Here is a 23,165-nt window from a genome sequence, read left to right on the forward strand (position 1 = left end):
CTTCTTTCTGGGGGACGGCGGCTAGTGGGCGACGGCGGCTGCGCCGTGTTCATCGATCAGGGCGCCGGTTTCGAAGCGTTCCAGCGCAAACGGCTTGTTCAGCTTGTGCGGGGTCCCGGTGGCGATGTTGTGCGCGAAGGTGAGGCCTGCGGCCGGGGTGCCCTTGAAGCCGCCGGTGCCCCAGCCGCAGTTCACGAACATGTTCTCCACCGGGGTGTTGCCCACGATGGGGGAGGCATCCAGGGTGGTGTCCACGATGCCGCCCCACGTCCGGAGAACGTGTGCCCGGGCAAAGATGGGGAAGAGTTCGACGGCGGCAGCCATCTGGTGCTCGATCACGTGGAAGGAGCCGCGCTGGCCGTAGCCGTTGTAGGAGTCCACGCCGGCACCCATGACCAGTTCGCCCTTGTGTGCCTGGGAGACGTAGACGTGCACGTGGTTGGACATGACCACGGTGGGGTGGACCGGCTCGTGCAGTTCGGAGACCAGCGCCTGCAGCGGGTGCGACTGGATGGGGAGCCGGAAGCCTGCCATTTCGGCCAGGACCGAGCTGTGCCCGGCAGCACACAGGCCCACCTTTTCGGTGTTGATGGTGCCTTGATTGGTCTTGACGCCCACCACGCGGTTGCCGTCCTTGACGAAGCCGGTGACTTCGCAGTTCTGGATGATGTCCACGCCGAGTTCGTCGCATTTGCGGGCGAAAGCCCAGGCCACGTGGTCGTGCTTGGCGATGCCAGCACGGGGCTGGTAGGTGGCGCCCATCACGGGGTAACGGATGTTGTCGTTGATGTTCAGGATGGGGCAGAGTTCCTTGACCTGCTGCGGATCCAGCCATTCCGCGTCCACGCCGTTGAGCTTGTTCGCTCCGACCCGGCGCATGCTTTCACGGACGTCACCCAGGGTGTGGGCGAGGTTCATCACGCCGCGCTGGCTGAACAGGAAGTCGTATTCGAGCTCCTCCGGCAGGATCTCCCAGAGCTTGAGTGCGTGCTCGTAGATGGCCGCGCTCTCGTCCCAGAGGTAGTTGGAACGGATGATGGTGGTGTTCCGGGCCATGTTGCCGCCGGCCAGCCAGCCTTTTTCCAGGACGGCGATGTTGGTCATCCCGTGGTTCTTGGCCAGAAAGTAGGCGGTAGCCAGGCCGTGCCCGCCGCCGCCCACAATCACGGCGTCGTAGCTCTTTTTGGGCTCAGGGTTGCGCCAAAGGAAATCCGGGTGCTCCGGGAGCTGTTGGTTGCTCACTGGGCTGCTCCAATCATGTCTGCCTCAACGCCCGCCAAGGCGGCGTCGGCGGTGAGGTGGGGGTAAAGGGGGAATTGTTCTGCCAAGGCCCTCACCCGGGCGCGGAGCTCGACGGCGGTGTCCTCGCTAAGGGATGCTGCGCTGGCAGCGGCGATGAGCGCCGTCGCGATGATGTCGGCAACCTCGGCGAACTCCACGGCACCAAAGCCCCGGGTGGCCAGGGCTGGTGTGCCGATCCGGAGTCCGGATGACACCATCGGCGGGCGGGGATCGAACGGTACGGCGTTGCGGTTCACCGTAATGCCGATCCGGTGCAGCGCGTCTTCGGCCTGCTGGCCGTCCAATTCCGAGTGGCGGAGGTCCACCAGGACCAGGTGAACGTCCGTGCCGCCGTTGACCACGGAGATGCCGGCCGCGGCAACGTCCTCACGGAGCAGCCGTTCGGCCAGCAGCTTCGATCCATGCAGGACGCGTTCCTGGCGTTCCTTGAATTCAGGGGTGCCGGCGAGCTTGAAGGCCACGGCCTTGGCAGCGATGACGTGCTCCAGCGGGCCGCCCTGTTGGCCGGGGAACACGGCGCTGTTGATCTTGCGGGCGTACTTTTCCTTGGCGAGGATGACGCCGCCGCGAGGGCCGCCGAGGGTCTTGTGCGTGGTGGTGGTGACGACGTCGGCGTAGGGCACCGGATTCGGGTGCAGCCCTGCAGCCACCAGGCCGGCGAAGTGGGCCATATCCACCATCAGGTAGGCGTCCACGAGGTCCGCGATCCGACGGAACTCGGCGAAGTCGAGCTGGCGGGAGTAGGCGGACCAGCCGGCGACGATCAGCTTCGGGCGGTGTTCGAGGGCGAGTGCCTCGACCTCGGCCATATCCACCCGGAGGTCCTCTTCACGCACGTGGTACGGGACCACGTTGTAGAGCTTGCCGGAGAAGTTGATCTTCATGCCGTGGGTGAGGTGGCCGCCGTGGGCCAGGCTCAGACCCATGATGGTGTCGCCCGCGTCCAGCAGGGCGAACATGGCCGCGGCGTTGGCCTGGGCGCCGGAGTGCGGCTGCACGTTGGCGAATTCCGCCCCGAACAGTGCCTTGACCCGGTCGATGGCGAGCTGTTCGATGACGTCCACGTGCTCGCAGCCACCGTAGTAGCGCTTCCCGGGGTAGCCCTCGGCGTACTTGTTGGTCAGGACCGAGCCCTGCGCCTCCATGACGGCGGACGGGGCGAAATTCTCCGAGGCGATCATTTCCAGCGTGGACTGCTGGCGGAGCAGCTCATTGCTAATGGCCTGCTGGACCTCGGGATCGACGAGGGAAAGTCGATCGTTCAACTGCTCAACCACGGGTGCTCCTTTGAAATACCACTGTTGTAGTAACTGATATATCAGTGTTGACTCAATGGTATGATTGGAATCACACAATAGTCAATAGCCGGTGGCAAGATGGCTTCGAGCTTCCGGTTGGAAGCTCGAAGCCGCACACGCGAAGAATGGAGCGGCACCTTGAACGCACTTCCTCTACTGCCTCCCGCCGAGGTTGAAGCGCCGTCGCAGGCGGAGGCCGCCTACCGGCAGCTGCGCGACAAGCTGATCATGCTCGAAATCCGCCCCGGCGAGCCGATCAATGACGCGCAGTTGGCGGCAGAGCTGGGCTTCGGCCGCACGCCGGTGCGAGAGGCCATCAAGCGGCTGGAGGTAGACCATCTGGTGGTGTCCTATCCGCGCCGCGGTACTTTTGCCACGAATGTGGACTTCACGGAACTGGCCGATGTCTCGGCGATCCGGGAACTGCTGGAGCCCTTGGCCGCACGCCGAGCCGCAACGAGGGCAAGCGAGTCCATGCGGCGGGAACTGCTGCAGGTCGCCGATGCCATTGCGGGGTTGGCGCCCGGCCTGGCGGAGTCGCGGGACCTCATGAGGTACGACCTGACGGTTCACCGGCTGATCTACAAGGCGGCCGCCAACCCGCACCTGGAAGATACGCTGATCCGCTACGACAACCTGGCTACGCGCATCTGGTGCCTGGTCCTGGACAAGGTTCCATCGGTCAGTGGCCACATCACCGAGCACGTGGACCTGCTCAAGGCCGTGGCCGCGGGCGACGCCGACAGGGCGGCCGAGCTTGCCCTGCACCACGTCACCAGCTTTGAGGAAACCATCCGCAAGGTGCTCTAGCAGCCCGGACCCCCGAAAGCTTGCCCGGTTGACGCCCCTTGAAGCCTCCTCGCGAAGGGACGCGGTCGCGATGGCACACAATAGCGGTCCGCGCCGACCTCCGGCCGCCGTAACGCAATGCCGGCTCCCATGCGCCTGGCGGCATAGGATCGAAAGCATCGAACTAACCGAGAGGACGCTCTAAGCGGCCTTCGTGGCGGGCAGGCAAGCCGCACACTACTTGAGAGTATGGATCATGGCTTCGAACAATGACCGCGAATCCGACGTCGATGCGGACACAGGCCAGCACGGCGGTGTCCAGTCCGTGGACCGGGCCCTCGCGGTCCTGGAGATCCTGGCGCGGGACGGCCACGCCGGCGTAAGCGACATCGCCGAAGAGATGGGCATCCACAAATCCACCGTCTCCCGGCTGCTGGGCTCGCTGGTGAGCCGGGAAATGGTCCAGCAGAACAGCGACCGGGGTAAGTACCAGCTGGGCTTCGGCATCCTCCGGCTGGCCAGCTCCATCCCCGGCCGGCTCAGCCTGGTCCGCGAAGCCCGGCCGGTGCTGGAAAGCCTGGCGGAGGAATTCAAGGAGACGGTGAACCTTGCGGTCCTGCGCTCCAACTACGCCGTCAACGTGGACCAGGCGATGGGCCCGTCCACGCTGGCCACGTATGACTGGGTGGGCAGCCTGACACCGCTGCACGCGACCTCAAGCGGGAAAGTCCTGCTGGCCGCGCTGCCCGCGGACGAGCGGGACCGCGTCCTGAAGGAGACCGGGCTGCCGGCCCGGACCCCGCGCACCATCACCAACAGGAAGGAGCTCGAAACCCAACTGCTCGACGTGGCCCGTGATGGCTACGGGGTGGTGCGGGAGGAGTTTGAAATCGGGCTCCACTCGATCGCCGTGCCTGTGTTGAACCATGTGGGAGCGGTCATCGGTGCAGTCAGTATCTCCGGGCCAGCCTTCCGCTTCGATCCGGAAACGGAGCCGGGCCTCCTCGAAGCCCTGAAGCAGGCCGGCCTGCAGATCAGCGCAAACATGGGCTATACCCGGCGGTAAACTGATGGAGCCCGCCGAAACCAGGGTTTCGGCGGGCTCCATCAGCGGAAGCAGGGCCTAATGGCCGGGCGTGACGTCCCCCACCTTCTCCTGTACCCAGTCGTGGAACGCGCCGATGTGGTGCTCGCTCGGCACCAGCACGCCGCCCTTGGCATACACCTTCGAGCCCATGGCCGGCTGGCAGCGCTCGCAGGCGTCGAAGTCCTGCTGGTTGACGCGGTGGAACAGTTCCACTGAGGCAGTGACGTCCTTGCCGCTCTCCACAACACTGGGCAGGTACAGCCAATCGCATTCCACGATGGTGTGGTCCGCGGCCATGGGGAACATCCGGTGGATGATCACGTGGTCCGGGACCAGGTTCACAAACACCGTGGGCTTGATGGTGATGGCATAGTAGCGGCGGTCCTGGCCCTCCTCGATTCCCGGAATCAGGTCGAGCCCCTCGGAGCCATCTATGGTGAAGCCCTTGATGTCCTCGCCGAATTCGGCGCCGTGGCCCACGAAGTACTGGGCGGCCAGCCCGTCCGCGAACTCCGGCAGGACCTCCGTCAGTTCCGGATGGATGGTGGCGCAGTGGTAGCACTCCATGAAGTTCTCAATGATCAGCTTCCAGTTCGCCTTCACGTCGTAGCGGATGCGGCGGCCCAGGCTGAGGTTGGCCACGTCGTAGCCTTCGATCGCTTTCAGGTCCCCGAGCCGTTCCTCGATGGCGCCCATGACATCCTCTTCGAACTGCGGCGGCTCGTCGGCAAGGCAGACCCACACGTACCCGAGGTACTCGCGTACGTGGACCTTCACGAGCCCGTACTCGTCCCGGTCGATGTCCGGCATCTTGGTCAGGTTGGGAGCCGCAATGAGCTTGCCTTCGAAGTCGTAGGTCCAGGCGTGGTACGGGCACTGGAACGAGCGCGCAGCTTCGCCTTGCTCCTCCATGCACAGCTTGACGCCGCGGTGACGGCACACGTTGTAGAAGGCGCGGATGCCGCCCTTGCGGGTGCGGCTGATCAGCACGCTCTCCCGCCCGATCTGGACCGTTCGCCAGGCGCCCGGCTTGTCCAGGTCGGCCGAGCGGACGGCACAGAACCACATCTGCTCGAAGATCCGTTCTTGCTCGGCCCGGAACACGCCCTCATCCACATATGTGTAGCCGGGAAGGGTGGGGATCAGACTCGGGGCACTTACCTCAACAGACAATTTGTCCTCCTAGCGAACAAAGATCAACAACAAAGGCCATAATTTAGGCCGGGTTTTCAGGTTTAGAGCTTCGGAACAGTGCTTTCAGGACACGGCGGCGGCTCCCATGAGTCCGGGAACGTCCAGGCGGACGGGTGCCGCCACATCGGGTGCCGGCGCCGCGAGGCTCCGGCGCCACTTGGTAAACAGGCGGGGTTGGTTCATGCCAAGGACCGCCACTGCCACATCGTCGCGGTAGTAGACGGCGAGGCAGCTGTGCGCGTGGACGTCGCCCACCTCGATCTCCACCCGGTCGTAACCGGCGGAATGGCCGGCAAACTGCAGCTTGACGCCGTACTGGTCGGACCAGAAATAGTGCGGCTTGGCCGGCCTCGGAGCCGCGTCCGCGTCCAGGAGTGCCTCGACGGCGACGGCTGCCCGCTCAAGGGCGCCGGTCCAGTGTTCCATCCGGCGGTGCGTGCCCGATGCCAGGTCGAACCAAGCGGCGCAGTCACCCACGGCCACTATTCCCGGCATGCCGGTGCGTCCCATGGCGTCGCACAGTACCCCGCCGCGCAGCTCCAGGCCGGAGCCTTCCAGCCACCCGATGTTGGGCTCGGCCCCAATGCCAACCACCACGACGTCGGCGGCCACGTAGCGTCCGCCGGCCAGCCGGATTCCGGTGACGTTTCCTTCGCCGCTGTAGAAGTCCTCGATCACGGCGGAAGAAATGAGCTCCACCCCGTTGGCTGCGTGGAGTCCGGCGACCACGCCGCCCATCTCCGTTCCGAGCTGCGCGGCGAACGGTACGGGCTTCGTATCGATCATGGTCACTTCCATGCCCCGCGACGCAGCCGCGGCGGCAACCTCGGCGCCGATGAAGCCGGCCCCGATCACGGCCATCCTGCTGCCGGGCACCAGCTCGGGGGCAAGACTCTGTGCGTCGGCGAGCGTACGGAGGGTAAAGACATTGCTCAGCCCGGCAAGGGTGGGCAGCCGCCGTGCCCTCGCTCCTGTGGCTATGACAATGCCATCCGCCTGTATGGTGCGGCCGTCCTTAAGGAAGACGGTCCGGGAGGACGCGTCCAGGGAAGCGGCCTCTGCCCCCAGCACCCATTCGGCCGCCAGCTCATCGGCGTCGGTTTCCAGGAATAGGTCCTCGGCCCTGATCGCGCCCAGCAGGAAGTCCTTGGACAGCGGCGGGCGGTCGTACGGACGGTGGGGTTCATCGCCGATGATGACCAGCCGTCCGGTAAAGCCTTGGGCGCGGGCCGCCCGGGCGGCGGAAAGTCCCGCCAGGGAGGCTCCGATAATCGCAAGCGTCTGCATCAATACGGCCTCTTTCAATTGCTTTGTGCGCAACAACAATCGCTATATGCAACAGAGTGATCTATGCCACGGTCACTGTCAAGGGTGGAAAGCCAGGAAGTCTGGAGAACGCAACAGAAGAAAAAACTCTTGACAAGCACTGTGAGCTGGCGCACTGTGTTGCATATGGCGATTGCTGTTGTTCACTACGGAACGTTGCGGCCATCGCGGGAGACACCGGGTCCCCGAAGAAAACAAGAGGTCCAACCATGCACAAGGCATGCCCGCTCAGTGAACTGGCTCCTGGGGAAGCGCTGCGGCTCAATACGTCGCCGCCCATCGCCGTCTTCCACACAGAAGAAGGCGAGCTCTTTGCCATCGACGACACATGCACCCACCAGGACGCCTCGCTGGCGGACGGCTGGGTGGAGGACTGCTGGGTGGAATGCCCGCTGCACGCCTCCAGGTTCAACCTGCGCACGGGAAGCGTAGACGCGCCGCCGGCCAAGCTGCCGGTGCGCTCCCATGAAGTAACAGTGATCGACGGCGACATCATGATCGCCGAATCCACGGAGGTTCCCAACCTCCCCCCTGGCCTGACAGTAGACGGCCACGTCTAACAGCAAGCCCATGTATCCGAACCAAAGGACTGGCTCATGGCTTTGAATAGCGAAACCCGCACAGTCGACGAAATCCGCGTTGACACAGATTCCCTTCCCTTGACCGTCCAAGATCAGCTCGCAGAGGCCGAGGACACCGAGCAGATCATGCAGGAACTCCGCCAGGCCCGGTCCGAACAGTCGGTGACAAACCGCCGGAACCGTAAGCTCACTCTCGATAAGGCCACCTTCGGTATCACCGGCGCCGTCGCCCTGGCTTTCGTAGCCTGGGGCTTCCTCGGGCGGGATAGCCTGGCCGCCACCTCAACCACCGCCCTGAACTGGGTTATGGAGTACACCGGTTGGCTCTTTATGGTCCTGGCCTCGTTGTTTGTTGTCTTCGTCCTCTGGCTGGCCCTTGGTAAATGGGGCAACATTCCCCTAGGCAAGGATGGCGAAAAACCGGAGTTCAAGACGGTCTCGTGGGTCTCCATGATGTTCGCGGCAGGCATGGGCATCGGCCTGATGTTCTACGGCGTAGCGGAGCCGCTCTACCACTACATCTCCCCGCCGCCCGGAACCGTGGACGGAAGCACTCCCGCAGCCATCCAGACGGCCATGGCCACCTCCATCTTTCACTGGACCCTCCACCCCTGGGCCATGTACGCCGTGGTGGGAATTGCCATGGCCTACGGCACCTACCGCCTGGGCCGCAGGCAGCTGATCTCCGCAGCGTTTACTTCGCTGTTCGGCATCAGGACTGTGGAAGGACCGGTGGGGAAGTTCATTAACATCCTTGCGATCTTTGCCACGCTCTTCGGCACGGCCGCGTCCCTCGGCCTGGGTGCACTGCAGATCGGCAGTGGCCTGACATCGAACGGCTGGATCGGCGAAATCGGCACCCCCGTCCTGGTGGGCATCGTCGCCATCCTGACGGCCTGTTTCGTTGCCTCGGCAGTGTCCGGCATCAGCCGCGGCATCCAGTGGCTGTCCAACATCAACATGGTCCTGGCCGTGGTCCTGGCGCTCATCGTCTTCATCGCCGGCCCAACCCTGTTCATCCTCAACCTCATCCCCGCCGCAGTAGGAGACTACGCCAGGGACCTGGCCGAAATGTCGTCCCGCACGGAGGCCGTCGGTGACGAGGCGTTGCGCAAGTGGATGTCCGGCTGGACCATCTTCTACTGGGCCTGGTGGGTATCCTGGACGCCTTTTGTCGGCATGTTCATCGCCCGGATCAGCCGGGGCCGGACTATCCGCCAGTTCGTTACCGGCGTCCTGCTGGTCCCCAGCATCGTCAGTGTCATCTGGTTCGGAATCTTTGGCGGAACAGCCTTCCACGTCCAGCAGGAAGCGGACAAGGCGGGCACCGCCGGCCTGGTGTCCATGGTTAACGGGGCACCGTCCATCGACTTCGACGGCGCACTGTTCGACCTGGTGAAGAACATGTCCATGCCTGCCTGGCTGACCACTGCGGTCATCATCCTGGCTATGGTCCTGGTTGCCATCTTCTTCATCACCGGGGCCGACTCGGCGTCGATCATCATGGCGTCACTGAGCTCCAACGGGTCCTCTGACCCGAAGCGGGGCCTGGTGATCTTCTGGGGCCTCCTCACCGGTGCTGTGGCGGCGGTAATGCTGCTGGCCGGCGGCGACGAGCCTTCGGAAGCGCTCTCGGGCCTGCAACGCATCACCATTGTGGCGGCGCTGCCGTTCGTCCTGGTCATGCTGCTGCTGTGCTTCGCCCTCGTCAAGGACCTGCGCCGCGACCCGATGTCACTCCGGCGCCGGCTAGCGGACTCAGTGGTAGAACGTGCCATCCGCGCCGGCGTAGACCAGCACGGCGGAGTCCAGTTCGATCTCGTGACCAAACATGAATGCAGCGAACGCTGCCCGGACGGGATCCGCTGCCCCGGCGATGTCCCCAGCACCGAGTCCGCCAATCCCACACGCACGCTTTAGGAGCAACAACCGTGACCATCCTCATTGAGAGCCGCGCCCCGGGCAACGCCACTGCCGCAGCGGGCGCCGCGACGGCAGCGGCCACCACCCGCCCCGCCCAGTTCGTCCTTACCCTGTCCTGCCCCGAGCAGCCCGGAATCGTCCGCGCTGTCACGGCGTTCCTGGCGGACCGCGGCTTCGACATCGTGGAGCACCAGCAGTTCGACGACCACGTCAGCGGGAATCTCTACCTGCGCACCGCGTTCACCGGCGGCCGTGGCCCCGAGCTCAGCCCCCGGGAGGAACAGGGAGGCCCCCTGGACGAGAACAACGTGGAGAACCTGACCGCGGCCTTTGCACCCATCGCCGGGGAATTCGGCATGGACTTCAGCATCCACGACGGCCGGCCGCAACGGCTGTTGGTGATGGTCTCGAAGTTCGGGCACTGCCTCAACGACCTGATCTTCCGGTGGCAGGCGGGCAGCCTGGGCGCGGAGATCGCCGTCGTGGTTTCCAACCACGAGGACCTGCGCGCCATGGCCGAAGCCGCTGGCTTGCCCTTCATCCATGTGCCGGTGACGGCGGACACCAAGCCGGAAGCCGAGGCGCGGCTGCTGGACCTCGTGGCCGAGTACAACGCGGACCTGGTGGTCCTGGCCCGCTACATGCAGGTGCTGTCCAATGACCTGTGCACCAGCCTGCGCGGCCGTGCCATTAACATCCACCACTCGTTCCTGCCCGGTTTCAAAGGCGCCAAACCCTACCACCAGGCTTATGACCGCGGCGTGAAACTCGTCGGGGCAACGGCGCACTACGTGACCCCGGACCTGGACGAAGGTCCCATCATCGAGCAGGAGGTGTTCCGGGTGGACCACAGCCTGGATGCGAATGCCCTGGTGACCGTTGGCCGGGACGCAGAAACACAGGCACTGTCCCGGGCGGTCAAATGGCATTGCCAGCACCGCGTCCTGCTCAACAACACCCGCACCGTCGTCTTCCGCTAACGCGAACGTCCGCCAAGCTAAACAGGAGAATCACTTATGAGCGCATCCCCACGCGTTGTCATCATCGGCGCCGGCATCGTCGGCACCAACCTTGCGGACGAACTCGCCAGCCGCGGCTGGAACAACATCACGGTCGTCGAACAGGGTCCGCTGGAACTGGCCGGCGGCTCCACCTCACACGCGCCCGGCCTGGTCTTCCAGGCCAATCCGTCCAAGACCATGACCGAATTCGCCAGCTACACGGTGGACAAGCTGCTCTCCCTCAGTGCCGACGGGGTGTCCTGCTTCAACCAGGTAGGTGGGCTCGAGCTGGCCACCACCGAGGCGCGGCTGAAGGACCTTGAACGCAAGCTCGGCTACGCCACTTCCTGGGGCATCGAAGGCCGGATCATCGACCCGGATGAGTGCCGGAAGCATTACCCGCTGCTGAACTCCGGCACGCTGGGCAACGGCAACACCGTTCTCGGAGGTCTCTACGTTCCCACCGACGGCCTGGCCTCCGCGGCCCGCGCGGTCCAGCTGCTGATCAGCCGCGCACGGCAGGCAGGCGTGACATTCCTCGGTTCCACAGCGGTGACCGGCATCGAGCAGGCACGCGGCAAGGTCACCGGCGTTGAAACGGCCGACGGCGTGATCCCGGCAGACCTCGTGGTGTCCTGCGCCGGCTTCTGGGGCCGAGAGCTCGGCAAAATGGTGGGCATGAAGGTCCCGCTGCTGCCGTTGGCACACCAGTACGTCAAGACCACCCCGCTGGACGGGCTGCGCGGCGTCAACGAGATGCCCAACGGGGCCAGTAAGCCCATCCTGCGCTACCAGGACCGCGACCTGTATTTCCGCGAACACGGTAACCGGATCGGCATTGGCAGCTACGCACACAAACCGATGCCCGTGGACATGGAACAGCTGCCACGCGTCGGCGCTGAAGACATGTCAGAGCACCACATGCCGTCCCGCCTGGACTTCACGCTGGAAGACTTCGCCCCGGCCTGGGAGGACTGCCAGGACCTGCTTCCGGCCCTGCGCGCAACCCGGATCGAAGACGGCTTCAACGGCATCTTCTCGTTCACTCCCGACGGCGGCCCGCTGATGGGGGAGTCGCCCGACGTCGAAGGCTTCTTTGTGGCCGAGGCAGTCTGGGTCACCCATTCGGCCGGCGTCGCAAAGGCCATGGCCGAGCTGCTGACCGAGGGCCAGTCCCGCACCGACCTGCACGGCTGCGAGCTCACGCGGTTCGAGAAAGTCCAGACCAGCGACCAGTACGTCAGCGAAACCTCCCAGCAGAACTTCGTGGAAATCTACGACGTGATGCACCCGCTGCAGCCCAGGGAATCCCCGCGTGACCTCCGGCTCAGCCCCTTCAACGTCCGGCAAAAGGAACTCGGGGCGTTTTTCCTCGAGTCCGCGGGCTGGGAGCGTCCGCACTGGTTCGAGGCCAACCGTGGGTTGCTGGCCGAGCTTCCGGTCGAGTGGCAGGCGCCTGAGCGGGACGAGTGGGCAGCCATGTACTCGTCCCCCATCTCCGCGGCCGAAGCGTGGAAGACGCGCACCGCCGTCGGGCTTTATGACATGACGCCGCTGAAGCGGCTGGAGGTCAACGGGCCGGGTGCTCAGGCGCTGCTGCACCGCCTGAGCACCGGAAACATCGCCAAGAAGCCCGGCGCCGTGACGTACTGTCTGCTGCTGGCGGACGCCGGCGGCATCCTCAGCGACGTGACCGTTGCCCGGCTCGCGGAGGAAAAGTTCCAGCTGGGTGTGAACAGCAACGTGGACTTCGACTACCTGCGCGTTGAAGCCAGGCGGCAGTCGGCCGCGGATCCTGCCCAGTGGGTGCACGTCTCCGACATCACCGGCAGCACCTGCTGCATCGGGCTGTGGGGACCCCTGGCCCGCGAGGTGATCGGGAAAGTCAGCGGGGACGATCTCAGCAACGACGGCCTGAAGTATTTCCGGACCAAGGAAATCTCGGTGGGCGGCATCCCCGTCACGGCCATGCGCCTGTCCTACGTCGGCGAACTCGGCTGGGAGCTCTACACCACCGCGGAATACGGGCTGAAGCTCTGGGACCTGCTGTCTGAGGCCGGGCGGGAGCACGGCATCATCGCAGCCGGACGCGGAGCCTTCAACAGCATGCGGCTTGAGAAAGGCTACCGGCTCTGGGGCACGGACATGACGTCGCAGCACCACCCCTACGAGTCCGGGCTGGGCTTCTCGATCGCCAAGGATAAGGAAGGCTTCGTGGGCTGGGAGGCGCTGGCCGCCCGCAAGGAGCAGCCCGCCACCCGGGCGTTGCGGTGCCTGACCGTCGACGACGGCACCTCGGTCGTGCTCGGCAAAGAACCGGTGTATGTCAACGGCGAGCCTGCCGGGTACGTCACGAGCGCAGCGTACGGCTACTCCGTGCGCAAGCCGATCGCGTACGCCTGGCTGCCGGCGTCGGTTTCTGTCGGCGACCCGGTGGAGATCGAGTACTTCGGGAAGCGTATCGCCGCGACCGTCACGGCCGAGCCGCTCTTCGATCCCGGCATGGAGCGCCTGCGCGGCTGAGTGAAACCCCGAAGCCCGCCGGCCTGCTTACGCAGGCCGGCGGGCTTTTGCGTGCCCGGCGAAACCCGGTTCCGCCTTGGATATCAGACCCGCGCAGGTCTCGTTCAACGCAACTTAAAGTCAATCTACGCAACCACTTGCCATGCCGTCCCATGTAGAGGCTTGCTGCTTGTCGTCGCCAATCAGGTACCGACCGTGCCGGGGAGCTTCGGGCCTAGTCGCAAAGGAAGTATTGACTGTGGCGTGCATCACGCCTATTCTGGTGCAACAGCGTTGCGCTGATTGCAACCCCAAAACAACCTTGGTGGACACATGAGTAACGAAACTTCCTCTCCCGCTTTTGCGGGAGGCCCTGGCCCCAAGCCGCATGGTGCACAGGACGGCCCCGGCCGCAGCACTATGAGTGGCCAAAACTATGAACCCGCTGACAACGCCGTCAGCAAGGAAACCCGCCGCCGGGTCATCGCGGCCAGCTTTATCGGCAACTTTGTTGAGTGGTTCGACTACGCCGTTTACGGCTATCTGGCTGTCACGATCGCGGCAGTCTTTTTCCCCGGATCGGATCCCCAAACCGGGCTTCTGCTGACTTTCGCACTGTTCGCGATCTCGTTCCTGGTACGCCCGCTGGGCGGGTTCGTCTGGGGCCACATCGGTGACAGGGTGGGCCGGCGGACAGCACTCTCCCTCTCGATTTTGATCATGTCCGGTGCAACGTTCTGCATTGCCCTTATTCCGGGCTACGACACGATCGGCATCTGGGCTCCCATCCTGCTCCTGATCATCCGGGTGGCGCAGGGCTTCTCCGCCTCTGGTGAGTACGCCGGAGCGTCGGCCTTCCTGGTCGAGTACGCCCCTGCCAACAAGCGTGGACTGTACGCCGCGGTTGTTCCCGCCAGCACCGCAGCCGGCCTGCTCCTCGGGTCTTTGCTCGCAGGCCTGTTGACCGTCCTGCTCAGTTCGGACGCGATGCACAGCTGGGGCTGGCGCTTGCCGTTCCTGCTGGCGGCCCCGATGGGGCTGATCGGCCGTTATATCCGGACCAAGCTCGAAGACACCCCGGTGTTCCGTGAATTGGCAGCCGAGGACGAGGCCATCAAGGCGCCGGTGTCGAGTCTGTTCCGGAAGCACTGGCGGCAGCTGCTTCTGGCCGTCGGAGCCGTGTTGCTCAATGCCGTCGGCTTCTACGTGATCCTCAGCTACATGCCGACCTACCTGTCCGCTGAGCTGGGCCTCGGGGGAACAGAATCGTTCCTCGCCACAACCATTGCGCTGGTGACGTACATCGGATTCATCTTCCTGACCGGGATGCTTTCGGACCGCTACGGGCGCAAGAAGGTGCTGATCAGTGCATCCATCACGTTCATTGTGCTGACCGTACCCGCCTTCGCACTGCTGGGAACCGGAAATTTCCTGGTCATCGTCCTCGTCCAGATCCTGCTGGGTGCCATGCTCACCCTCAATGACGGAACACTTCCGAGCTTCCTCGCCGAAATGTTCCCCACCCGTGTCCGCTACAGCGGCTTCGCGGTCAGTTTCAACCTCTCCAACGCCCTGTTCGGCGGCACCGCCCCGTTCATGGCCACACTCCTGATCGCAGCCACGCACAACAACCTGGCTCCTGCCTGGTACCTGGTCGCAGCCGCAGTCATCTCCCTGATCGCCGTCGCACTCTCCAGAGAAACCGGCAAGGAACCGCTGCGCCACGAATAGCCCGGCCGGCGCCGAAGACTTTCCATCCCCGCAAACCGCAGTAAAGAAAGGCACCACCCACAATGACCAGCACAACATCCGAGAACGCCACATCCGTCGCCGAACTGGAGCGGACCAAGGTCCTGAAGAACGGTAAGAAGGTCAGCCTGACTTTCTCCGACACGGAGTTTGAGCGCCGGCTCGCCGGCCTGCGCCGGATCATGGCCGAAAAGGAACTGGACGCCGTCGTCCTGACCAGCTACCACTCCATCAAGTACTACTCGGACTTCCTGTTCACCACCTTTGGCCGCTCTTACGCCATGGTGGTCACCAAGGATGACAACGTCACTGTCACGGCGAATATCGACGCCGGGATGCCGTGGCGCCGCAGCTTCGGCGACAACCTGGTTTACACGGACTGGCGCCGGGACAACTACATCTTCGCCATCCAGGAAGTCCTGCGGACCCGCGGTATCAACCCGCGCCGGCTCGGCGTCGAGGACGACTCCCTGCCCCTGGATAACCGCAACAAGATCCAGGCCGCTTTCTCCGGTGCCACTCTGGTGGACGTGGCCCATGCCGCCATGCGCCAGCGCATGATCAAGTCCGCCGAAGAAATCGAGGTCATCAAGCACGGCGCCCGGATCGGTGACCTGGGCGGCGAAGCCATCCGCCACGCCATCACTGCCGGTATCACCGAGTACGAGGTCGCCCTGATCGGCACCGAGGCCATGGTGCACGAGATTGCGCGCACCTTCCCGGACTCCGAAATCCGCGACACCTGGGTATGGTTCCAGTCCGGCATCAACACCGACGGCGCCCATAACTGGGCCACCACCCGCAAAATCCAGGAACACGACATCCTGTCCCTGAACTGCTTCCCCATGACCAGTGGCTACTACACAGCACTGGAACGCACCTTGTTCTACGGCGAACCCGATGCACGCTCCCTGGAACTGTGGAACATCAACGTCGAAGTCCACAAGCGCGGTCTCGAGCTGATCAAACCCGGCGCCGTCTGCAAAGACATCGCCGCCGAGCTCAACGAAATCTACGTCGGCCACGGACTGCTGGCCAACCGCACCTTCGGCTACGGCCACTCCTTCGGCGTCCTCAGCCACTACTACGGCCGCGAAGCCGGACTGGAGCTCCGCGAAGACATCGACACCGTGCTGGAGCCGGGCATGGTCGTGTCCATGGAGCCCATGATCACCGTCCTGGATGGCCAGCCGGGTGCCGGCGGCTACCGCGAACACGACATCCTCGTCGTCGGTGAAGACGGTGCCGAGAACATCACCAAGTTCCCGTTCGGACCGGAATACAACATCATCGGGGCCTAACCCCTCCGCGGGTAGCGGCGCCGTGTAACGCGGCGCCGCTTTCCGCTGACTATGCGCAATGATAGTGAGCATCATGACCACACCAGATTCCCGTGACACCAACGGCGCCGACTCCAACGGCATTGACACAAACGGCAAGGGCGACACCAAGGGCGCCTCAGTCATCGTCAACGCCATCGCCGTCCTTCGATCATTCACGGCCGATGACCCGTTGCTCGGCGTGACGGAGATCGCCAACCGGGTGGGCTTGCATAAGAGCACGGTGTCACGGATCCTGGCTACCTTCGAACAGGAAAACCTCGTGGAGCGTGATGCGGACACCCGCCGGTTCCGCCTTGGACTGGGCCTGATCTCCGTCGCCGGCCCGTTACTGGCCGAGCTGGAGGAGCGGCGGGTCGCCTATCCCGTCCTGCGCGAACTCACGGAGCTGACGGGCGAAACCAGCGCCCTGATGATGTGGGAGGGCAACGAGTCAATCTGCGTGGAGCAGATTGCCAGCCGTCACCAGATCAAGCACACCGCCCCGCTAGGGGCACGGTACAACGACGCGTTGAGTTCCTCGGTCCAGGTGTTCCTGGCAACGCAACCGGAGGAGCGGGTGCGTTCCCTTCTGCACGGTGGAGCCATTACTTACCCTGGACTGGACGAAGCCTCACTCGAGGATTATCTGCGCCGCCTTAAAGACGATTCCAGCAGGGGATGGGCCATCAATTACGGCGAATCGTCCATGGATGAAGTCGGCGTTGCCGCCCCGGTCTACGATCATCGCGGCGACGTCGTGGCAGCAGTCCTCATCCCGGCCCCACGGTTCCGAGTCTCCATGGAACGCCTGCAGATCCTGGGCGAATCCTGCATGGCAGCGGCGGACAAAGTCACTGCACGGCTGGGTGGCAAAGCATCCGGCGCCGGCCGGGAAGGCCGCTAGCCGGCAAGTCCAGAAATGATGCCGGCGGCCACCTCCTTTAATTTTTGTGTTTCGGTGACTGGATGCCTTGACCAAGAGCGGACCCCCGCGAGGCACGCTGTAGGCTCGGCACATGGCTGATCTACGGCGTCGGACGTTTGTATTCCGCACGCTGGTTGGCGCGGCGGCCGCGGCCGCCTTTGGAACTCTCGGCACCGCGTGTTCGCCCGGCGCCGAGCGGAACGGTACCGCCGGCGGCGGCGCCGAGGGGGATGCAGTGAAGCGGCACAAGTACCAGTACGGCGAGGACGCCAGCCAATGGGGTGAGCTATTCCTGCCGGAGCTGCCTGCTGGCGGTGAGCACCGCGGCGTGGTAGTGGTGATCCATGGCGGCTACTGGCGCTCGCAGTACGGCGCAGAGCTGGGTGAGCCGATCGCCCGTGATCTGGCCGCCCATGGCATGGCCGCCTGGAACCTTGAATACCGGCGGGCCGGAAACGGCGGCGGCTGGCCAAACACGTTCATCGACGTGCTCGCCGGAATCGACAAGCTCGGCGACCTCGCGGCGAGCCACGCCCTAAACCTTGGCCCGGTGGTGGCGCTGGGTCATTCGGCTGGCGGACATCTGGCTGCCTGGGCTGCTGGCCGCGGCAAGCTTGCTCAGCTGGGAATGCCGGACGCCGACCGCCAGGTGCCGCGCAAGTCGGACGCCTCCGCAGTGCATCTGACCGGAGTGGTCAGCCAGTCCGGCCTTCTTAACCTGGCCGAGGCGGAGAAGCTGAACCTCAGCAACGGTGCGGTGAGCAACCTGCTGGGCGGGTCGTCGTCGAAGTATCCGCACCGCTACCGGTACGCGGATCCGATGAGTGCCCTTCCACTGGCCGTTCCGGTTGTCGCGGTCCATGGATCCGAGGACTCCACCGTTCCGCTGAGCCAGTCCGACTCCTATGTCACCGCTGGTACCGCCGCGCACATGGAGACCCGGTTGATCAGGGTTCCCGGGGACCACTACGCCCTGATCGATCCCAAAACCCCTGGTTACCGGGCGTGCCGCGAGGTGGTGCAATCCCTTTTGGGTTAGATTCGGTCCCTCCGAAATAAAAATGTTCGAAAAGGTGAGTAACTTTCGGACATTGGACGTCCCATCTCCTGTACCATTGAGAGGTAGGACGAGTCGCGACCCTTAAGCGCGGCAAGGAGGAGACCCCGTGGCCATCGCATCGCAAGAAGTATCGCCCGCCCGTTTCAGCGCGCAGCTCCGTTCGTCTGCCCTACAGACGCGGATCATGGATCTTATTCTGGAGCGCGGACTGGACGTTGGGGACGCACTGCCCACCGAAAGTGAACTCTCCGCCGAACTGGGCGTGGGCCGCAACACCGTTCGTGAATCCCTGAAAGTACTGCAGGCGCTGGGCGTTATCGAGATCCGGCACGGCTTTGGCATGTTCGTTGCGCCCAACAACTTCAGCGCCCTGGTGTCGGGCCTGACCTTCCGTGGCCGGCTCTCCCTACGCCACAAGGGCGAAGAAGCCATGGAGCTCATCGATGTGCGTCAGGCCCTTGAGTCTGGACTGATCGGACCGGCCATTAACCTGCTTACCGACGAACACCTGGCGGATCTGCGCTCCACCATGGAAGCCATGGAGACCGCCGCCAAGAATGGGGAGCCGCTGCATGATCACGACGCCGAGTTCCACCGCCGCCTGTACGCCCCCCTGAACAATGAGCTGCTGATCAACCTCATGGATGTCTTCTGGCAGGTTTACCGGAAGATCCACCTGGCCCTCGGTACCGGCCCGGTCAACCTCGAGCAGCAGACGCAGGACCACTGGGACATCTTCGATGCCGTGGCCAACAAGGACAAGGCCCTTGCGTCCGAGCGTCTCCAGCGCCACTTTGACGGCATCCGCCTGAAGCTCAAGGACGTCGCGGCCGCTTAGCCTGTATTCCCTCTGCCTTTTCCTTCGCCGCCCGCGCTCCGGGCGGATTTAGCCCTGCCCTTTTCGTAGAGAGTGCCATTGCCGTGGAAATTTTCGTTGTTCCTACCGCCTCAGCCACCGGTTCAGTAGCCGCCGGTATCCTTGCTGCCGTCATCCGCAGCAAGCCCGACGCTGTCCTGGGCGTGGCCACGGGTGGATCGCCGCTGCCCATCTACGCGGCGCTCGCCAACCACCGGCTCGACATGTCCGCTGTCCGCGCCTTCGCCCTGGACGAGTACGTGGGCCTACCCGCCGGACACCCCGAAAGCTACGCCGAAGTTGTGCGGCGCGAAGTCACTGAGCGGCTGCACCTGGATCCCGTCAACGTAGCGGTGCCGGAAGGAAGCGCCGCGGACCCCGAAGCCGCCGCCGCTGACTACGACGCCGCCATTGCCGGCGTTGGCGGCATCGACGTGCAGATTCTCGGCATCGGCCACAACGGTCACCTGGCTTTCAATGAGCCAGGCTCCGCCCTGGACTCCCGGACCCGGGTGGAAGTCCTCACCGAACGCACCCGCGAAGCCAACGCCCGCTACTTCAGCACACCGGAGGAGGTGCCGCTGCGGTGCATTACACAGGGGCTGGGCACCATCCTCGAAGCCCGCCATCTCCTGCTGGTGGTCAACGGCGCGGACAAGGCCGGCATCCTGGCCGCCGCCCTCAACGGACCCGTCACTGCCGACTGCCCGGGCTCGGTCCTGCAGCTGCATCCTCACGTGACGGTGGTGGCCGACGAAGCCGCAGCGTCCCAGCTGTCGCAGGGGAGTGGGCAGGTTGCCGTGCGCGTGTCCGGGGCGGCTGCCAGCGTCTAGGTGTACTCAGCCAGCGCCGGGCGGGTCCGTGCCTGAGGCCCCGGGAAGGTGTGGGTGGCGGCAGGGAGCGGCGGTCACCCGTAGCCCCGGCCCTCGCCGGGCCGGGGGCACGGCCCTCGTCAGTGCGCTGCTGCCAGAGCCGCGGGAAGTTCGGTCAGGGCTGTGATGATTAATTCAGGAGCTTCAAAGTAGCCAGGGTAGCTGCCCCCGGTCCTGTTCAGCCACGCTGTATGCAGCCCGGCACGGGCGGCGCCGTGAATGTCCCAGGGATGCACGGCCACCAGCAGCATGCCGGCTGGGTCGGCCTTGGAAGCGGCGGCGACATATTCATAAGAGGCACGGGCAGGCTTCCAGGCGGGCGCGTCTTCGACCGAGCGCAGGGACTCAAACGCTTCCCGGATCCCGGCCTCGCTGAACAGATTCCCTGCGATCTGGGCTGAGCCGTTGCTGAGCGTAATCAGCCGGAACCCTGCAGCGGCGAGGGCCCTGATCCCCCCGGGGACATCCGGATGTACCCCAAGGCCGGCCATACCGCCCATGACATGGTCGACCGCCGCCTCGAGAGGGCGGTTAAGCTTCATCCCGGTCAGAAGTCCCCGGAGTGCGTCGGCCCCGATGGCGGCGAACGATCCGTTGTCTCCGCTGGCCGTCAGTGCGAAGCCGTCACGCAGCAGCGAAGCGAACCAGAGTTTGGCCAGTTCGGCCGGAGCCCCCACCTCGCTGAAGCGTTCCCCCATGGGCGACATATCTGACAGGGTTTCGTTGACATCAAAGACAATGACAGAGATTGCGGTGGTCATGGGTTCTCCTTCTGGTCGCGTGTACGTCTCGGGTGCAATTCTGCCGGGCGCTGGGGAAATTCAGTAGCGGCGAACTGGCATTGGCCCTCGTTAGAGGTAGCTGCAGATGCGGTCGGGGTCGCAGGATACGGGGTCCCCTGCTGCCGCGGCGTGATGGAGTTCGGCGACGGTTGCCCGCAGTGCGGACAGTTCTGCGATCTGGGTGTCGAGGTTGCGGAGCTGTTTGGCCAGCAGATCCTTCACGTGTACGCAGGGGGCCTGGCCGGTGTCCCGGACGGAGAGGATGTCTCCGATCTGGGCCAGTGTCAGCCCGGCGGTGCGGCCGCGGCGGATGAATTCCAGCCGGCTGACCGTTTCCTGGGGGTAGTCGCGGTATCCGTTCGGCGCCCTGTCGGCGGCCGGCAGCAGGCCCCGGTCCTCGTAGAACCGCAGGGTCTTGGCCGTCAAGCCGGCGGCTGCGGCGGTTTCGCCAATACGCATCATGCACCTCTTGTCCCGGGGGGATTTCCCTCTTGACCTTCCAGTTTAGTGGAAGGTCAAGAACGGGCACAGGACCCTGTGTGCGCCGCCCCGGGCCTAGGGAAGCCCACCTTTTCGGGTGAGTGAAGGCGGGTCAGGGCTCCGCGGTTCCCTGCGGGTGCGGGTACGCCTCTTGACCTTCCCCCTTGGTGGAAGGTGCAGACTGGGGGCAGACCCACACACGAGGCACCGTCGCGGGCTTGCGGGACGGCGCTGCAGTACGACTTTGGAGGATTCATGTCTGAACCAACACCTGATTTTGATCTGGCCGTCATCGGCTCCGGGGGCGGGGCGTTCGCCGCCGCGATCCGGGCGACCAACCTCGGCAAACGGGTTCTGATGATCGAGCGTTCCACCGTCGGCGGGACCTGCGTGAACACCGGCTGTATTCCCTCAAAGGCACTCCTCGCGGCGGCAGAGGCCAGGCATGTTGCCCTGGACGCATCCGGCAGGTTCCCCGGCATCAGCACCTCCGCCGCTCCCGTGGACATGGCCGGGCTGATCGGCGGGAAGCGTTCCCTGGTGGAGACGATGCGGTCGGATAAGTACGTGGACCTGATCGCGGACTACGGCTGGGAGCTGCGCCAGGGCAATGCCGTGTTCGCCGGCACCCAGAAAGATCCGGTCCTGGAAATTACCGGACAGGACGGTGCCCGGGAATCCGTAAGGGCCGCGCACTATCTGGTGGCCACCGGGTCCGCCCCGTGGGCACCCCCGATCGAGGGACTGGCGGACACCGGCTACCTGACCTCCACCACCGCGATGGAACTCGAGGAGGTCCCAGACTCCCTGCTGGTCATCGGCGGCGGGTACGTGGCCCTGGAACAGGCCCAACTCTTCGCCCGGCTCGGGTCGAAGGTAACCATGCTGGTCCGCTCCCGGCTGGCCTCGGCCGAGGAACCCGAGGCTTCCCGGGCCCTGATGGGTGTCTTCGCCGATGAGGGTATCCGCGTCGTCCGCCGCGCGGCCGTGTCCTCGGTGCGCACGGACCCGGCCACCGGCGGAATCGTCGCGACCGCGGCCGTCTCCGGCGGCCAGGAGGAATTCCGGGCCGCCAGGGTGCTGGTCGCCACGGGACGCCGACCGGTCACGGACGGCCTGAACCTGGACACCGTCGGTGTCAAAACCGGTGACCGGGGCGAAATCCTCGTGCAGAACACCCTGGCCAGCTCAAATGACCGGATCTGGGCCGCCGGGGATGTGACCGGACACCGCGAATTCGTCTACGTCGCAGCCTCCCACGGCTCCCTGGTGGTGGAGAACGCCTTCAACAACGCCGGCCGCGAGGTTGACTACCGGCACCTGCCCCGGGTCACCTTCACCAGCCCGGCCCTGGCCGCGGTCGGGATGACGGACAAGGAAGCCAACGACGCCGGCATCCGGTGCGAATGCCGGGTCCTGCCTCTGGAGTACGTTCCCCGAGCCCTGGTGAACAGGGACACCCGCGGCTTCATCAAGATCGTCGCGGACACGGACACCGGACGCATCGTGGGAATCACGGCCGTCGCCAAGGACGCCGGGGACCTGGCCGCGGCCGGGGTCTACATCCTGGAAGCCGGGATGACCGTGGACCAGGTAGCAAACCTGTGGAGCCCCTACCTGACCATGGCCGAAGGGATCAAGATCGCCGCCCAGTCCTTCACCACGGACGTCTCCAAACTTTCCTGCTGCGCATCCTGACCCCGGCCCCCGCCACGCCGGAAGAAGGAACCGCCATGAACCACTGGCTTCATCCAACTCACCGACCGTCTGACCCCACCGGACAGAGCCAGCGAGGGCACTCTCGCTGCCAGCATGTCGGGCTGACGGTTTGAGACCATGCCCGTGCTTTACCGAGTCAAAAGACCGGACGCCTGCTGCTGACAAGGGACTGAGATACATGTCGAACCACCTTGAAAGAAGGTGTTGCTTCGATCAACAGAATCCGGTGGGGGGATAGCCGGTACGTTCAAGACCATGACCGGGCTGCTGAACGGTCACGCTCGCGTATCCACCAACGGCCAAGACCTCAATGATGGCGAATCCGGCCCGGTCGAAGGCCTTCGAGACGGCGGCGAAATGGCCCTGTGCGCGCTTTAGGGGGTTGATCACAGGGTGA

20 protein-coding genes are annotated in these 23,165 nt (G+C 64.7%); 14 read left to right on the top strand and 6 right to left on the bottom strand.

Features of this window, described 5'->3' with window-relative positions:
* Positions 1-21: 21 nt before the first annotated feature.
* Complete coding sequence (locus tag ACQCSV_RS01830) at positions 22-1,242, bottom strand: sarcosine oxidase subunit beta family protein (protein WP_426939063.1); 1,221 nt, start codon at positions 1,240-1,242, stop codon at positions 22-24.
* Entirely contained in the window at positions 1,239-2,579 is a 1,341-nt protein-coding gene (gene glyA / locus ACQCSV_RS01835; protein ID WP_426939064.1) for a serine hydroxymethyltransferase, read from the bottom strand. Before glyA ends, ACQCSV_RS01830 begins: the two co-directional genes overlap by 4 nt.
* Positions 2,580-2,738: 159 nt before the next feature.
* Between glyA and ACQCSV_RS01840 the strand changes: the two genes are divergently transcribed.
* Positions 2,739-3,410, top strand: coding sequence for a GntR family transcriptional regulator (locus ACQCSV_RS01840; protein ID WP_354223445.1), 672 nt, complete (start codon positions 2,739-2,741; stop codon positions 3,408-3,410).
* Between the two features lie 235 nt (positions 3,411-3,645).
* On the top strand, positions 3,646-4,455 hold the full coding sequence (locus tag ACQCSV_RS01845) for an IclR family transcriptional regulator (RefSeq protein ID WP_354155527.1): 810 nt from the start codon (positions 3,646-3,648) through the stop codon (positions 4,453-4,455).
* A 57-nt stretch (positions 4,456-4,512) separates the two neighbouring features.
* Here the strand turns inward: ACQCSV_RS01845 and ACQCSV_RS01850 are convergent, their stop codons facing one another.
* Both ACQCSV_RS01850 and ACQCSV_RS01855 read right to left on the bottom strand, forming a co-directional pair.
* On the bottom strand, positions 4,513-5,649 hold the full coding sequence (locus ACQCSV_RS01850) for an aromatic ring-hydroxylating oxygenase subunit alpha (RefSeq protein ID WP_426939065.1): 1,137 nt from the start codon (positions 5,647-5,649) through the stop codon (positions 4,513-4,515).
* An 84-nt stretch (positions 5,650-5,733) separates the two neighbouring features.
* Positions 5,734-6,957 carry an FAD-dependent oxidoreductase gene (locus tag ACQCSV_RS01855; protein WP_354155536.1) on the bottom strand — a complete coding sequence of 408 codons (1,224 nt, stop codon included), beginning with the start codon at positions 6,955-6,957 and terminating at the stop codon, positions 5,734-5,736.
* 248 nt (positions 6,958-7,205) lie between these two features.
* Between ACQCSV_RS01855 and ACQCSV_RS01860 the strand changes: the two genes are divergently transcribed.
* The 10 genes from ACQCSV_RS01860 (at position 7,206) to ACQCSV_RS01905 (ending at position 19,748) form a co-directional block, all read left to right on the top strand.
* Positions 7,206-7,556: a bifunctional 3-phenylpropionate/cinnamic acid dioxygenase ferredoxin subunit gene (locus ACQCSV_RS01860; protein WP_354155525.1), complete on the top strand. Its 351-nt coding sequence runs from the start codon at positions 7,206-7,208 to the stop codon at positions 7,554-7,556.
* A gap of 36 nt (positions 7,557-7,592) precedes the next feature.
* Positions 7,593-9,497, top strand: a complete 1,905-nt coding sequence (locus ACQCSV_RS01865; protein ID WP_354223449.1) for a BCCT family transporter — start codon at positions 7,593-7,595, stop codon at positions 9,495-9,497.
* A gap of 11 nt (positions 9,498-9,508) precedes the next feature.
* Positions 9,509-10,480, top strand: coding sequence for a formyltetrahydrofolate deformylase (gene purU, locus ACQCSV_RS01870; protein ID WP_354155523.1), 972 nt, complete (start codon positions 9,509-9,511; stop codon positions 10,478-10,480).
* A gap of 36 nt (positions 10,481-10,516) precedes the next feature.
* The gene (locus ACQCSV_RS01875) at positions 10,517-13,024 is read left to right on the top strand and encodes a GcvT family protein (RefSeq protein ID WP_426939066.1); all 2,508 of its coding nucleotides are present in this window, start codon (positions 10,517-10,519) and stop codon (positions 13,022-13,024) included.
* A gap of 312 nt (positions 13,025-13,336) precedes the next feature.
* Entirely contained in the window at positions 13,337-14,734 is a 1,398-nt protein-coding gene (locus ACQCSV_RS01880; protein WP_426939067.1) for an MFS transporter, read from the top strand.
* Between the two features lie 62 nt (positions 14,735-14,796).
* Entirely contained in the window at positions 14,797-16,053 is a 1,257-nt protein-coding gene (locus ACQCSV_RS01885; protein WP_354155521.1) for an aminopeptidase P family protein, read from the top strand.
* A gap of 73 nt (positions 16,054-16,126) precedes the next feature.
* Positions 16,127-16,978, top strand: coding sequence for an IclR family transcriptional regulator (locus ACQCSV_RS01890; RefSeq protein ID WP_354155520.1), 852 nt, complete (start codon positions 16,127-16,129; stop codon positions 16,976-16,978).
* Between the two features lie 256 nt (positions 16,979-17,234).
* On the top strand, positions 17,235-18,038 hold the full coding sequence (locus ACQCSV_RS01895) for an alpha/beta hydrolase (protein WP_354155534.1): 804 nt from the start codon (positions 17,235-17,237) through the stop codon (positions 18,036-18,038).
* A 133-nt stretch (positions 18,039-18,171) separates the two neighbouring features.
* Positions 18,172-18,897, top strand: a complete 726-nt coding sequence (locus ACQCSV_RS01900) for a FadR/GntR family transcriptional regulator (RefSeq protein ID WP_426939508.1) — start codon at positions 18,172-18,174, stop codon at positions 18,895-18,897.
* 83 nt (positions 18,898-18,980) lie between these two features.
* Positions 18,981-19,748 (top strand): glucosamine-6-phosphate deaminase, encoded by a 768-nt coding sequence (locus ACQCSV_RS01905; RefSeq protein WP_354155518.1) that lies wholly within the window; start codon positions 18,981-18,983, stop codon positions 19,746-19,748.
* A 119-nt stretch (positions 19,749-19,867) separates the two neighbouring features.
* Here ACQCSV_RS01905 and ACQCSV_RS01910 read toward each other — a convergent pair whose 3' ends face one another.
* Both ACQCSV_RS01910 and ACQCSV_RS01915 read right to left on the bottom strand, forming a co-directional pair.
* Positions 19,868-20,548 (bottom strand): haloacid dehalogenase type II, encoded by a 681-nt coding sequence (locus ACQCSV_RS01910; RefSeq protein WP_354155517.1) that lies wholly within the window; start codon positions 20,546-20,548, stop codon positions 19,868-19,870.
* A gap of 90 nt (positions 20,549-20,638) precedes the next feature.
* Complete coding sequence (locus tag ACQCSV_RS01915; RefSeq protein ID WP_354223488.1) at positions 20,639-21,028, bottom strand: heavy metal-responsive transcriptional regulator; 390 nt, start codon at positions 21,026-21,028, stop codon at positions 20,639-20,641.
* Between the two features lie 276 nt (positions 21,029-21,304).
* On the opposite strand from ACQCSV_RS01915, the gene merA reads away from it, so the two are divergent.
* Both merA and ACQCSV_RS01925 read left to right on the top strand, forming a co-directional pair.
* Positions 21,305-22,747 (top strand): mercury(II) reductase, encoded by a 1,443-nt coding sequence (gene merA / locus ACQCSV_RS01920; protein WP_426939068.1) that lies wholly within the window; start codon positions 21,305-21,307, stop codon positions 22,745-22,747.
* Positions 22,748-23,023: 276 nt separating this feature from the next.
* Positions 23,024-23,146, top strand: a complete 123-nt coding sequence (locus ACQCSV_RS01925) for a hypothetical protein (RefSeq protein ID WP_426939069.1) — start codon at positions 23,024-23,026, stop codon at positions 23,144-23,146.
* The last annotated feature ends 19 nt before the right edge of the window (positions 23,147-23,165 follow it).

Source organism: Pseudarthrobacter sp. S3, from assembly GCF_050156905.1.
Lineage (GTDB): Bacteria > Actinomycetota > Actinomycetes > Actinomycetales > Micrococcaceae > Arthrobacter.